Here is a 13,592-nt window from a genome sequence, read left to right as displayed (position 1 = left end):
CCGGCAATCCGGGGGCCGTTCGGAATGACCGCGCGTACGGAGGGCACCAGACTCCTATGCGAGACGACACAGAGACCAGACCCTCGCGCATACCGTCGCCACGTGGACGAGAACGTGGCACCCCACGGTGGACCGCCGTCACCGCCGTACTCCTGGCCCTGGCCCTGGCCCTGGCCTTCGTCCTGCTGGGGCGCTTCTTTCAACTTCCGGGCCTGGGAGACCTGTTCGGGACCGAGAGCAAGGACCGCTCGGGACCGGCCGTGCTGAAGTCGATCCAGGACATGAACCGCCACGAAGGCGCTCTCGGTACCTACCAGGTCGTGGTGGACCTGGAGAAGGACGCCCGGTTCCTGCCGGACGCGATCCGGGGCACCCGCACCCTGTACGTGGCGTACGGCAGCGTCAGTTCGTACGTCGACCTCTCCCGTCTGCGCTCCGACGCCGTCACCGTCGACGAGGAACGGACGACCGCCACCCTGCGCCTGCCCCACGCACGGCTCGGCGACCCCGCCCTCGACCCCGAGCGGTCCTACACCGTCTCGAAGCAGCGAGGGCTCCTCGACCGGCTGGGCGACCTCTTCTCCGACAACCCGGCCGGCGAGACGGCCGTCCACCGTCTCGCCGCCCAGCACATCGGTGAGGCGGCCCGGGAGAGCGACCTCACGAGCCGGGCCGAGCGCAACACCACCGCGATGCTCCAGGGGCTGCTGAGCGCGCTCGGCTTCGAGAAGGTCACCGTCACGTACGGCTGACACCAATGGAGCAGGAGGCGCTTCACACGGGGGGCTCGGTCCTCAGCGGTGGAGCCGGCTCTGCCAGTCCTGGGGGACGCGGTCGGCGGGGCCGGGCGCCGGCTGGTCGGCCGGGTGGCCGCCGGGAGGGGTCAGCGGGGGGCCGGACGCGAACATCTCGTTGGTGGCGTAGTTCCAGTACCACTCCTCGCCCGGTTCGAAGCTCTGTACGAGAGGATGCCCGGTGGACTTCCAATGGGCCGTCGCGTGCTGGGCCGGTGAGGAGTCGCAGCAGGCGACGTGGCCGCACTGGGCACAGCGCCGGAGGTGGAACCACCAGCCGTCCAGCGCGTCGCAGTCCGAGCAGCCGGTGCCGCTGGGCGGGACGGTCGGGTCGATGCCGTCGATCTCGGTCATGTGGGCTCCTCCGCGGTCTCGGCGGCGGTCAGCGGCAGCAGCACCTGGAACCGGGTGTCGCCGGGTACGGACTCGACCTGGAGGCTGCCGTGGTGCTTGCTGACGACGATCCGCCAGGAGATGTCGAGTCCGAGACCGGTGCCTTCGCCGACCGGCTTGGTGGTGAAGAACGGGTCGAAGATCCGGCTGCGGATGTCCTCGGGGACACCGGGGCCGGTGTCACGGAACTCGACGAGCAGCCGGTCGCCCTCCCGGGCCGTGCGGACCGTCAGGGTGCCCTCACCTCCGGTCGTTCCGATGGCGTGCACCGCGTTGTCGATCAGGTTCGTCCACACCTGGTTGAGCTCGGCCGGGTAGGCGGGTACGGCGGGCAGGGAGCGGTCGTACTCCTTGACCACCCGCACCCGCGGTCCGATCTTGGCTGACAGCATCAGCAGCGTGCTGTCGAGGAGTTCGTGGACGTCGACCTCGCGGTGCGGGGCGCGGTCGAGCTGCGCGTACTGCTTGGCCGCGTCCACCAGATGGGAGATGCGGTTGGTGGAGTCGTCGATCTCGTCCATCAACAGCTCTGTCTCCACCGTGTAGTTGAGCCAGCCCACGGCGCCCGGCAGGATGTCGTCGGCCACGGTCGCCGCGACCTGCTCCAGCCAGTCCGTGTCGAGCCCTGCCTGGACGAAGGTGGGCGCGATCCGCCAGCCCTCCGGGATGCCGTGGTCCTCGAGCCAGTCCGTCAGCTCGTCCTCCCGGTCCGACGCCTCCAGGGGGGTCAGCACCGGCGCTTTGGCGACGCGCTCGGCGGTTCGCTCCTGGATCTCGATGAGCGAGGCGAGGGCCTCGCGCGAGTACGGCCCCTGGGCGATCACCGCCAGCTTGTGCCGCATCTTGCCGACCCGCTCACGCAGGGTCGCGGTGGCCCTTACGGCGGCCGCCGCCGGGTTGTTGAGCTCATGGGTCAGTCCGGCGGACAGCGAGCCGAGCGCCAGCAGGCGCTCCCGCTGGCCGATCGCCCGCTGGGTGTTCTTGGAGCCGAAGAAGAGCCCTTCCAGCAGGTGCGCCGCCATCGGGAACCACTCCTGCATGATGTCCGCGAACGACTGCGCGGGCAGCACGAAGAACCGGGTGGGCTCGGTCACCCGCATGGTGTTGTTGTACGTCTGCGGGACCCGGTCGCCGAGGTACGCCTGCATGGCCCCCGCGTACACCCCGCGCTGCGAGGTGCGGCTGACCTCCACGTCGTCGCCGCCCACCCTGCGGGAGAGCACGACCGTGCCTTCGACCATCACGTAGAAGCAGGTGGCCGGGTCGCCCTCGACATACACGGGACCGGGCTCGAACACCTCCATGCGCCCCTCGACGCACAACCGGCCGAGCTGTTCCGGGGTGAGCTTCTCGAACAGGAACAGCGAGCCGATCTCGTACGGATCGCAGGGCGCGGCCTGGTCGCTCATGACTGCTCCAGATAGCGGTGGACGAGCATCACGGCCATGGCTCCCTCGCCGACGGCGGACGCCACGCGCTTCGCCGACTGGGCGCGCGCGTCGCCCGCCACGAACACGCCGGGAACGCTGGTCTCCAAGTGGTAGGGAGGCCGGTCCAGTTCCCACTCGCCCGGCGGCCGGCCGTCCGGCGTGAGGTCCGGTCCGGCCAGGATGAAGCCGTGCTCGTCACGCAGCACCGTCCCGCCCAGCCAGTCGGTCAGCGGGGCCGCCCCGATGAAGACGAACATCCACTGGGCGTCGACCACCTCGCTGTCGCCGCTCACCGCGTCGCGGAGGGTCAGCCGCTCCAGGTGGTCCTCGCCGTGCGCCTCCTCCACGACGGTCCGCGGCCGCACGGTGATGTTCGGCGCCTCCTCGATCTGCTGGATCAGGTAGTACGACATCGATGCCGCCAGGGACTCCCCGCGCACCAGCAGCGTCACGGACTTCGCGCCGCGCGCCAGGAACACGGCCGCCTGCCCGGCGGAGTTCGCGCCGCCGACGATGTACACGTCCTGGCCCTCGCACGAGGACGCCTCGGTGAGGGAGGAGCCGTAGTACACCCCGCGGCCGGTCAGGCCGTCGCAGCCCGGCGCACGGAGCTGCCGGTAGGACACGCCGGTCGCCAGGATGACGCTGTGCGCGGCGACCTCGGAGCCGTCGGAGAAACGCACGACGCGCGCCGCGCCGTTGGCTTCGAGGCCCGTGACCTCACGCGCCGTGAGGATCTCGGCGCCGAAGCGGGTCGCCTGACGGCGGGCGCGGTCGGTGAGCTGCGCCCCGGAGACGCCGTCCGGGAAGCCCAGGTAGTTCTCGATGCGGGAGCTCTGCCCGGCCTGTCCGCCGGTCGCCGACCGCTCGACGAGCACGGTCCGCAGCCCCTCGGACGCCCCGTACACCGCGGCGCCGAGCCCGGCCGGACCGCCGCCGATGACGACGAGGTCGTAGAACTCCGCGGCCGGCGTGGTGGCCAGCCCCACATGGGCCGCCAGCTCCGGCGCGTCCGGCTCGATCAGGACCGATCCGTCCGGCGTGAGCACCAGCGGCAGCCGGTGTCCGTCCGTGCCGGCCGCCTCGAGCAGCCGCCGCCCCTCGGGCTCGTCTGACGCGTACCAGCGGTACGGCACCTGGTTGCGGGCCAGGAACTCGCGGACGCGTGAGGAGTGCGCCGACCAGCGGTGTCCGACCATCTTGGTCTCGGGTACCGGCCGGTAGTCGCTGGAGCGCCAGGCGGTGAGCAGGTCGTCCAGGACCGGGTAGAGCTTCTCCTCCGGCGGGTCCCAGGGCTTGAGCAGATAGTGGTCGAGGTCGACGACGTTGATCGCGTCGATGGCCGCGTTGGTGTCGGCGTACGCGGTCAGGAGCACGCGGCGCGCGCCCGGGTACACGCCGAGGGCCTGTTCGAGGAACTCGATGCCGTTCATCTGCGGCATGCGGTAGTCGGCCAGGATCACGGCCACCAGGTCGCCGCGCAGTTTCAGCTCGCGCAGTGCGTCGAGCGCGGACTCGCCGGACTCGGCGCGCACGATCCGGTACCCGTCGCCGTAGCGTCTCCGCAGGTCACGGGCGATGGCGCGGGAGACGCCCGGATCGTCGTCCACCGTCAGGATCACGGTTCGTGCTGCGTCGCCGGCCTGTGCCATGCCTCTCCGCCCTGCGAGCTCCGGCCCGACCGGCACGACGCGGTGCCCGCCGGCTCCCGTCCATCGTAAGTTCGATCGCCCGGCCCCGCTCTGCCTCGCCTCAGAGGGCCGCGGCGCCACCGTGGGCGTCCTCGGGCCGGCGGGCGTAGCAGAAGAGGTGCTCCTCGGGCTGCGCGAGGTCGCCCTCGGGACGGAAGTGCGAGATCGCGTGGTGCAGCACCTCCAGGCCGCACTCCTCGCGGAGGCGGCGCAGATACTCCGGCGCCGAGAAGCTGGAGACCTCGACCCCGCGCCCCATCCACTCGATCCGCACGCCCTCCACGTCGGCGGGCACGGTGGCCGACACCAGATAACCGCCGGCCGCCAGCCAGCCTGCCATCCTCTCCAGCGCCGCACCCGCCTCCGCCCGGCTCATCATCAGCAGCGGGAAGAAGGCGCACACGGCGTCGAACGCCCCTTCCGGAGCCTCGTACGTCCGTACGTCCGCCTGCTCGAACGAGGCCCCCGGAACCCGGGTCCGCGCCAGTTCCACCATCGTCCCCGAGACGTCGATCCCGACGACCTCGCAGCCCGCACGGACCAGCCGGTCCGCCACCGGCCGGCCCGTCCCGCTGCCGACGTCGAGCACCCGCGCCCCCGGTCCGAGCCGCTCCGCCAGCCAGTCGACAGCGGCCGCCTGCTCCGGCAGCCTCCCGAAGGCCTCCTCGTAGGCCGAGCCCAGCCCGTCGAACAGCTCGGCCGCCGACAGGGCCTCCGGCTCTCCCTTCGACCGGCCCGTCTCCTCGTCCCGCACCGTGTCCCGCCTTCCTCCGCGCCGCCCTGGCACGGCCGTCCGATGACACGACCGACCTACCCCGCCTGCCACAGGGCCACCCACGCCGGACGGCGGCCCGGAAGCGCACGACGGCCGGGACACCCTGATCGGTGTCCCGGCCGTCGTGCGCTGCGACGGAGGCGCACGGCGCGCCACCGCCCACCCCGTCAGCCGATCTCGACGAGCAGGTCGCCGCCCTCCACCTGCTGGATCCTGCTGATGGCCAGGCGGGACACCCGCCCGCTCTTCGGCGCGGTGATCGAAGCCTCCATCTTCATCGCCTCGATGGTGGCCACCGTCGCACCGGTCTCGACCTCGTCGCCCTCGGAGACGGCCAGCGTGACCACACCGGCGAACGGAGCGGCGACATGGCCGGGGTCGGACCTGTCGGCCTTCTCGGTCACCGGGAGATCGGCGGCCGCCGCGTTGTCGCGCACCTGGATCGGCCGCAGTTGGCCGTTCAGGGTGGACATGACGGTACGCATCCCGCGTTCGTCGGCCTCGCCGACGGCCTCCAGCTCGATGAGCAGCCGCACACCGGGCCCGAAGTCGACGGAGTACTCCTTGCCCGGGCGCAGCCCGTAGAAGAAGTCCTTGCTGTCGAGCACGCTGGTGTCGCCGTACGCCTGCCGGTGCGCCTCGTAGGCCTGCGTCGGACCGGGGAAGAGGAGCCGGTTCAGCGTCGCGCGCCGGTCCTTGGCGAGGCCGGTACGGTCCTCCGCGGTCAGCTCCCGCATCGGCTTGGGCCCGGCGCGGCCCTCCAGGGCCCGGGTGCGGAACGGCTCCGGCCAGCCGCCGGGAGGTGTCCCCAGCTCGCCGTGGAGGAAGCCGACGACCGAGTCGGGGATGTCGAAGCGGTTCGGCTCCGCCTCGAAGTCCTCGGGCGCGACCCCGGCGCCCACGAGATGGAGCGCGAGGTCGCCCACCACCTTCGACGAGGGCGTGACCTTCACCAGCCGGCCCAGCATCCGGTCCGCTGCGGCGTACGTCGACTCGACGTCCTCGAAGCGGTCCCCGAGGCCGAGCGCGACCGCCTGCGTCCGCAGGTTGGACAGCTGTCCGCCCGGGATCTCGTGGTGGTACACGCGACCGGTCGGCGAGTCGAGACCCGCCTCGAAGGGGGCGTACACCTTGCGCACGCTCTCCCAGTACGGTTCCAGGTCGCCGACCGCCTGCAGATCCAGGCCCGTGGGCCGGGCGGAGTGGTCGGTCGCGGCGACGATCGCCGACAGCGACGGCTGAGAGGTCGTGCCGGCCATGGAGGCCACCGCGCCGTCCACCGCGTCCGCCCCGGCCTGGATCGCCGCGAGATACGTGGCGAGCTGCCCGCCCGCGGTGTCGTGGGTGTGCAGGTGCACCGGCAGGTCGAACTCCCTGCGCAGCGCCGAGACCAGCGTGGCCGCGGCGGGGGCGCGCAGCAGGCCGGCCATGTCCTTGACCGCCAGTACGTGCGCGCCGGCGGCGACGATCTTCTCGGCCAGCCGCAGGTAGTAGTCCAGCGTGTACAGCTGCTCCGCCGGGTCGGAGAGGTCGGAGGTGTAGCAGAGCGCGACCTCGGCCACCGCGGTCCCGGTCTCCCGTACGGCCTCGATGGCGGGACGCATCTGGTCGACGTCGTTGAGCGCGTCGAAGATCCGGAAGATGTCGATGCCGGTGGCCGCGGCCTCCTGCACGAAGGCGTCGGTCACCTCCGTCGGGTACGGGGTGTACCCCACGGTGTTGCGGCCCCGCAGGAGCATCTGCAGGCAGATGTTCGGCACGGCCTCGCGCAGGGCGGCGAGGCGATCCCACGGGTCCTCGGCGAGGAAGCGCAGCGCGACGTCGTAGGTGGCGCCGCCCCAGCACTCCAGGGACAGCAGCTCCGGCAGGTTGTGCGCCACCGCGGGGGCGACGGCCAGGAGGTCCTTGGTACGGACCCGGGTGGCGAGGAGCGACTGGTGGGCGTCGCGGAAGGTGGTGTCGGTGACACCGATGGTCGGCGACTCGCGCAGGCTCCGGGCGAAGCCCTCCGGTCCGAGCGCGAGGAGCCGCTGCCGGGAGCCGGCGGCCGGCTCGCTGGCGCGCAGCGCGGGCAGCTTAGTGGCGGGGGAGATCAGCTCGGGCCGGGGGCCGTGCGGCTTGTTCACGGTGACGTCGGCGAGGTAGGTGAGCAGCTTCGTGCCGCGGTCGGCCGAGTGGCGTGAGGTGAGCAGGTGCGGGCGCTGCTCGATGAAGGCCGTCGTGACGTGACCCGCCTGGAAGTCCTCGTCGTCGAGCACGGCCTGCAGGAACGGGATGTTCGTGGACACGCCGCGGATCCGGAACTCGGCCACCGCACGCCGTGCGCGGTCGACGGCGGTACGGAAGTCCCGGCCCCGGCAGGTCAGCTTGACCAGCATCGAGTCGAAGTGGGCGCTGACCTCCGTACCGGCGTGGGTGGTGCCGCCGTCGAGCCGGATGCCGGAGCCTCCCGGAGAGCGGTACGCGCTGATCATGCCGGTGTCCGGGCGGAAGCCGTTCGCGGGGTCCTCGGTGGTGATCCGGCACTGCAGCGCGGCACCGCGCAGGACGACGGACTCCTGGGCCAGGCCGAGGTCGGCGAGGGTCTCGCCGGAGGCGATGCGCAACTGCGACTGCACGAGGTCGATGTCGGTGACCTCCTCGGTCACCGTGTGCTCGACCTGGATGCGCGGATTCATCTCGATGAAGACGTGGTTGCCTTCGCGGTCGAGGAGGAACTCCACGGTGCCGGCGTTGCGGTAGCCGATCCGGCGGGCGAACCTCACGGCGTCGTCGCAGATGCGCTGCCGCACCACCGGGTCGAGGTTCGGGGCGGGCGCGAGCTCGATCACCTTCTGGTGGCGCCGCTGCACCGAGCAGTCGCGCTCGAACAGGTGGATGACGTTGCCCTCGCCGTCGGCGAGGATCTGCACCTCGATGTGGCGCGGGTCGACGACGGCCTTCTCCAGGAAGACGGTCGCGTCGCCGAAGGCGGACTCCGCCTCGCGGGCCGCCGCCTCGATGGACTCGCGGAGCGTCGCCGGGTCCTCGACCCGCCGCATGCCCCGGCCACCGCCGCCGGCGACGGCCTTGACGAAGACCGGGAAGCCGATGCCCTCGGCGGCCGCCACCAGCTCGTCCACGTCGGTGGAGGGCGCCGAGGAGCCGAGGACGGGTACGCCCGCCTCCCGGGCGGCGGCCACGGCCCGGGCCTTGTTGCCGGTGAGCTCCAGGGTCTGCACGCTCGGGCCGACGAAGGTGATGCCCGCCTCCTCGCAGGCGCGCGCCAGATCCGGGTTCTCGGACAGGAATCCGTACCCCGGGTAGACGGCGTCGGCGCCGGCCTTGCGGGCCGCCCGGATGATCTCCTCCACCGAGAGGTAGGCGCGCACCGGATGTCCGGGCTCACCGATCTCGTACGCCTCGTCCGCCTTCAGCCGGTGCAGAGAGTTGCGGTCCTCATGGGGGAAGACGGCCACCGTGCGCGCACCCAATTCGTAGCCGGCGCGGAACGCGCGAATCGCGATCTCCCCGCGGTTGGCCACCAGTACCTTGCGGAACATCCTGATCCCTTCACCCTGCCGGTGATGAGCACAACGGATCGCCGTCACGTCCCCGCGCACGTGGTGCCCTGGGATCGGCACTCGCCCGCGTCGCGCCCGGCCTGTTTCGGCAACGCTAAGGGCTGCGCGGTGGCCTTCTGAAGATCCCACGACAGTGACATGGATCATCGGCATGCCGACCTTCCCGACGGGTAAGGAGGACGTGTCCGGCGCGCGGGGCGCGGCCTCGCCCGGGCAGAATCCTTTTCGCACCATGTACTGCATTCGGGTGATATCCGACCGTCCCTGCAATATTCGGTGCCTATGATCCACTGTTGTGACAGAGAGTCAGTACGCCCGGTCCAACCAGGACTCGGCCGATGTGGTCATCCTCGGAGCCGGCCCGGCCGGCCTGGTGCTGGGGAACCTCTTACTCCGCAGCGGAATCGACTGTGTCGTGCTGGAACGCGCCGGCCGTGACCACGTCCGGAACCGGGCACGGGCGGGCTTCCTCGCCCCCAACACCGTGCGGGTCCTGGAGCGCCACGGCCTGGACGCGGGACTGCGCCGACGCGGACAGGAGCACAGCGTCTGCGAGTTCCGTACCGAGGACGGCCGGTTCCGCCTGGACTACCGAGGGCTCGGCCGGGGGGAGCCGCACACGGTCTACCCGCAGCACGAGCTGGTCACCGATCTGCTGGCCGAGTTCATCGACGCCGGAGGGCGCATCCGCTTCGAGACCGAGGCGGTGACCGTCTCCGGTGCGGACGGCCCCGCGCCCACGGTGACCGTACGGGAGGAGGACGGGCGCCCCGGACACTGGCGGGCACGGTACGTCGCCGCCTGCGACGGCCGCCATGGGGCGGGACGCAGCTCGCTGCCCCCCGGCGCGGTCCGGCGCCACCACCGTGACCACGGGGTGTCCTGGCTGGGCCTGCTCGCCGAGGCGCCGCCGAGCCTGGACGCCGTGGGTTACGCGGTCCACCCGCGCGGCTTCGCCGGCCACATGGCCCGCTCCAGCGAGATCACCCGCTACTACCTGCAGTGCGACCGCGGGACCCGGGCGGAGGACTGGAGCGAGGACCGCGTCTGGGACGAGCTCGCGCTGCGCATGCGCGCCACCGAGTACGGACCCCTGCTCCGCGGCCGGATCGTCCAGCGCGCCGTCGTCGACCTCGAGTCCGACGTGCTCGAACCGCTGCGCCACGGGTCGCTGTTCCTGGTGGGTGATGCCGCCGCCCTGATCAGTCCGTCCGCCGCGAAAGGCGCGAACCTCGCGGTGCTGGAGGCGGAGATCCTGGCCCGGGCCCTGACGGACGACCTCACCCACGGCGACCCGGAGGGGCTCGCCTCGTACTCGGCGCGGTGCCTGGCCCACATCTGGCGGGCGCAGGAGTTCTCGCACTGGATGATCCGCCTTCTGCACGGCGGTGCCCAGGGCTCCGAGGAGGCCTCCTTCCAGGAGCGTCTGCGCCACTCCCGGATCGGCTCGCTGCGCACCTCGCGCACCCAGCAGGACTGGTTCGCCGAGAACTACGTCGGCATCTGACCGACCCTCCTTCTTCTTCCTCTCGCTTCGTCCCGTTCCGGGCCGGGCCCCGGGGCTGTCGTGCGCCTGCACGGCGTGCTCCGGCGGCCCCGCCCGGGCTTCCTCCTTCACCCACGGACAGGGAATGCATCCCGAACATCCCTTCACCATGCCCGCGAACGCGGCACCCGCGATCCCGACGCCCGCAGACGAGACCCCGGCGAACGCGACCCCCGCGATCCCGACCCCCGCGATCCCGACCCCCGCGATCCCGACCCCCGCGCAGCCCGCGCCCGCCGGAGGCGACGCGGAACGTCTCGGCGCGACAACCGGATTCGTCCGTGAGCAGGACACGTCCGTCCTGCTGTCACGCGTGCTGCCCGGCCTCGACGGCCCCGAACTGCGCGCGCTGACGGACCGGTGCCGGTTCGCGCACGCGGCCGTGCTCGTGTTCCCGCCCGACGAGTACGCCCTGCGCGCCGACCTCGCGGCGTGCGGGCTGTCGGCCGACGCTCCGGCGCAGCCCAGCGTCGTCGTGCGCGAGCGCCTCGCCGCACGCCATCGCCGCGATCCGGCCGATCTTGACGTAAGGATTCTCCGTCCCGTGGTCCGCGGTCCCGCCGAAGAACCTCGGGCGGTCGAGGTGTTCGCGCTGACCGTGCCACCGGGTTCCGGACTGTCCGTCATCGCCGCCGAGGAGCGCCGCCACGACCACGAGGCGCACCTCGCCTTCGACGTCGCCCGCCCGGACCCGCTGGTGCTGCGCGGGCTGTTGGCGAGCTTCCAGCGGCACGGTGCCGCGGCCGACGGAGGCGGCTACAACCCGCACGAGGACGGCACCGTCTTCTACTTCACGGCCCCCGCCGGCACGAAGACCGCCTACCGGCGGGTCGAGCTGTACGCGAGCGGAGACCACCGTGACGTACTGGCCGAGCACCTCGCCCGGCCCCTCGCGGCTTCGGGGCCGACGCGCGGGACCGGTGAACCGCAGCCCGCCGAAAGGCTCCTGTGGCTGCTGACCGGTGCCTGGACCACCCAGGCCCTGGCGGCGTGCGCGCGGCTGGGGCTGCCCGAGGCCATGAACCGCCACACCGGGGTCGACGGTGCGCAGCTGGCCCGGACCGTCGGGGCCCACCCGCAGAGCACGACGACCCTGCTGCGGTACCTCACCATGCTGGGCGTGGTCTCCGACGCGCCGGACGGCTACCGCCTCACCGAGGTCGGCGCTCTCCTGCACCCCGAGGCCCCGGGCTCGATGCGGCCCCTGGCGCTGATGTACGGCGGCCCCTTCTACCAGTCCTTCGGTCACCTGACCCACACCGTGCGCAGCGGAGAACCCGGCTTCGAGCACCTCTACGGCGAGAACCACTTCGACCACTTCGCCCGCGACCCCGAACTCGCCGCCCTCTTCGACCAGTCGATGGCGTCGAGCGCGGCCATGTTCGACCCTCTCCCCTCGCACCCGGTCCTCACCGCCGCCACCGCCTCCGGCCGCCCTCGTACCGTGGTCGACGTCGCGGGCGGCACCGGAGAACTGCTGGGCCGCGTCCTGACCGCCCACCCCACCCTGCGGGGCATCCTCCTCGAACGCCCTCAGGTCCTCGCGGCGGCGCGGACGTACCTGGACGCCAACGGTGTCGGCGGGCGGTGCGACTACCGGGCGGGCGACTTCTCGGACGTGCCCCCGGGCGGCGACGTCTACATCCTCTCCCGTGTCCTGCACGACTGGGACGACGACCGGTGCCGCGGCATCCTGGGGCACTGCGCCGAGGCCATGCCCCGGAAGGCGGACCTGCTCGTCGTCGAGCGACTGCTGCCCGACGACGCCGGCGCCGAGCCTTCGCTCGCCACCGCGTGGGACCTCCACATGAGGTGCAACACCGGAGGCCGCGAGCGCACGGCCGGCCACTACGGCCGGCTGCTCGAGGAGCACGGCCTCGAACTCACGGGCCACACCCCCCTCGCGCTGGGCGCCCACGTGCTCCACGCCCGCAGGCCCTGACGCGGCGCCGGTGCCTGGAGGAGTGCGACTCCTCCAGGCACCGGCGCTGTGCGAACCGGCCGTCGGTTCGGCCGTGCCACACGTTCCGCCGGCCCCGGCCGGGGGCATAGTGGTGGAGTGATCACCAAAAGTGACGAGGCCGGCAGCGGCCGCGACGCCGGCAGCGGCCCCGAAGGCGCCGGCGACGAGGAGGCACAGGTCATCGTGGTCGGGGCGGGACCCGCGGGCTCCGCCGCCGCGGTGCACCTCGCGCGAGCCGGTGTGGACGTGCTGCTCCTGGAGAAGAGCGGCTTCCCCCGGGAGAAGGTGTGCGGCGACGGGCTGACACCGCGCAGCGTCTACCAGTTGGTACGGATGGGCATCGACATCGATGCACCGGGCTGGATGCGCAACAAGGGAATGCGCTGGGTCTGCGGAGGCCTCGAAGCCGAGCTGGACTGGCCGAGTCTGGGCGCGCTTCCCGACTTCGGACTCACCCGAAGCCGGCACGACTTCGACGATCTGCTCGCCACCCACGCGAGCGCCACCGGGGCGCGCCTTCGCACCCATGTGAAGGTGACGGGACCTCTGACCGACCGGGCAGGACACGTCGTCGGCGTCTCCGCCACGCGCGGAGCCGGCAAGGAACCGGTCCGCTATCGGGCCCCGTTGGTGGTCGCGGCCGACGGGGCCTCGGCGCGCACGGCCCTCGGCCTGGGGTTCGAAAGGGACGGCAAGCGACCCGTCGCGGCGGCCGCCCGACGGTACTACCGCAGCGAGGCCCGTACGCACGACCCCTATCTGGAGCTCTGGGCCGACCTGCGGTGTCCTGCCACCGGACGGGACCTGCCCGGGTACGGATGGGTGTTCCCGCTGGGGGACGGGCGCGTCAACGTCGGCCTCGGCGCGCTGCCGCAGCAACGGCGGCGCAGGCCGGTGGACCTGCGGGCGGCCCTGGAGCACTGGCTGCCCCGCCTGCCCGAGGAGTGGGGGGTGCGCGAGGAGAACGCCGACTCACCGCTGAGGAGCGCGCCGCTGCCCATGGGACTGAACCGGCGTCCGCAGTACGGTCGCGGTCTGCTGCTCGTGGGCGACAGCGCCGGCATGGTCAGTCCCTGGAGCGGCGAGGGCATCGCCCAGGCGATGGAGGCCGCCGAGGTGGCGGCGGACGTCATCGCCCTGGCGCTGGCCCGGCCGGCCGGGCCGCGCCGGGAACACGCGCTGCACCAGTACCCGGTCGAGATCCGGCGCCGCTGGGCGCGCTACTACCGGCTGGGCAACGCCGTCGGTGATCTGGTCTTCTCCCGCTACGGCTTCCGGCCGGTCCTCCACCCCCGTGTGATGGCCTCGCCCCACGTGCTGCGCACCCTGGCCCGCCTGCTCACCCACGTGACCGACGAGCCCGCACAGGACACCATCGACGCCGTCCTCCACGGGCTGCTGCGCCTCGTTCCCACGCCACGACGGTAGACCGCGTAC

General features: G+C 72.3%; 9 protein-coding genes. 4 read left to right on the top strand and 5 right to left on the bottom strand.

What is annotated here, in order from left to right:
• Positions 1-56 precede the first annotated feature (56 nt).
• The gene (locus tag ACF1G2_RS00860) at positions 57-752 is read left to right on the top strand and encodes a DUF4230 domain-containing protein (RefSeq protein ID WP_391796148.1); all 696 of its coding nucleotides are present in this window, start codon (positions 57-59) and stop codon (positions 750-752) included.
• 42 nt (positions 753-794) lie between these two features.
• Here the strand turns inward: ACF1G2_RS00860 and ACF1G2_RS00855 are convergent, their stop codons facing one another.
• The 5 genes from ACF1G2_RS00855 to ACF1G2_RS00835 form a co-directional block, all read right to left on the bottom strand.
• The gene (locus ACF1G2_RS00855) at positions 795-1,148 is read right to left on the bottom strand and encodes a UBP-type zinc finger domain-containing protein (protein ID WP_391796147.1); all 354 of its coding nucleotides are present in this window, start codon (positions 1,146-1,148) and stop codon (positions 795-797) included.
• On the bottom strand, positions 1,145-2,596 hold the full coding sequence (locus tag ACF1G2_RS00850) for an ATP-binding protein (protein ID WP_391796146.1): 1,452 nt from the start codon (positions 2,594-2,596) through the stop codon (positions 1,145-1,147). The genes ACF1G2_RS00855 and ACF1G2_RS00850 overlap by 4 nt, the downstream gene beginning before the upstream one ends.
• The gene (locus tag ACF1G2_RS00845; RefSeq protein WP_391796145.1) at positions 2,593-4,269 is read right to left on the bottom strand and encodes an FAD-dependent oxidoreductase; all 1,677 of its coding nucleotides are present in this window, start codon (positions 4,267-4,269) and stop codon (positions 2,593-2,595) included. The genes ACF1G2_RS00850 and ACF1G2_RS00845 overlap by 4 nt, the downstream gene beginning before the upstream one ends.
• A gap of 100 nt (positions 4,270-4,369) precedes the next feature.
• Positions 4,370-5,062: a methyltransferase domain-containing protein gene (locus ACF1G2_RS00840; RefSeq protein WP_391796144.1), complete on the bottom strand. Its 693-nt coding sequence runs from the start codon at positions 5,060-5,062 to the stop codon at positions 4,370-4,372.
• 188 nt (positions 5,063-5,250) lie between these two features.
• Positions 5,251-8,625 (bottom strand): pyruvate carboxylase, encoded by a 3,375-nt coding sequence (locus ACF1G2_RS00835; protein WP_391796143.1) that lies wholly within the window; start codon positions 8,623-8,625, stop codon positions 5,251-5,253.
• Positions 8,626-8,941: 316 nt separating this feature from the next.
• Here ACF1G2_RS00835 and ACF1G2_RS00830 point away from each other — a divergent pair, with 316 nt between their 5' ends.
• From ACF1G2_RS00830 to ACF1G2_RS00820, 3 genes are all read left to right on the top strand, one after another.
• Positions 8,942-10,153 (top strand): 4-hydroxybenzoate 3-monooxygenase, encoded by a 1,212-nt coding sequence (locus tag ACF1G2_RS00830; protein WP_391796142.1) that lies wholly within the window; start codon positions 8,942-8,944, stop codon positions 10,151-10,153.
• Positions 10,154-10,301: 148 nt separating this feature from the next.
• Positions 10,302-12,134, top strand: coding sequence for a methyltransferase (locus tag ACF1G2_RS00825; RefSeq protein WP_391796141.1), 1,833 nt, complete (start codon positions 10,302-10,304; stop codon positions 12,132-12,134).
• 201 nt (positions 12,135-12,335) lie between these two features.
• The gene (locus ACF1G2_RS00820; protein WP_391797001.1) at positions 12,336-13,583 is read left to right on the top strand and encodes a geranylgeranyl reductase family protein; all 1,248 of its coding nucleotides are present in this window, start codon (positions 12,336-12,338) and stop codon (positions 13,581-13,583) included.
• The last annotated feature ends 9 nt before the right edge of the window (positions 13,584-13,592 follow it).

Source organism: Streptomyces sp. NPDC013457 (genome assembly GCF_043089925.1).
Classification (GTDB): domain Bacteria; phylum Actinomycetota; class Actinomycetes; order Streptomycetales; family Streptomycetaceae; genus Streptomyces.
Note: the sequence above shows the minus strand (reverse complement) of the source record. Positions and strands in the feature narration are given on the sequence as shown.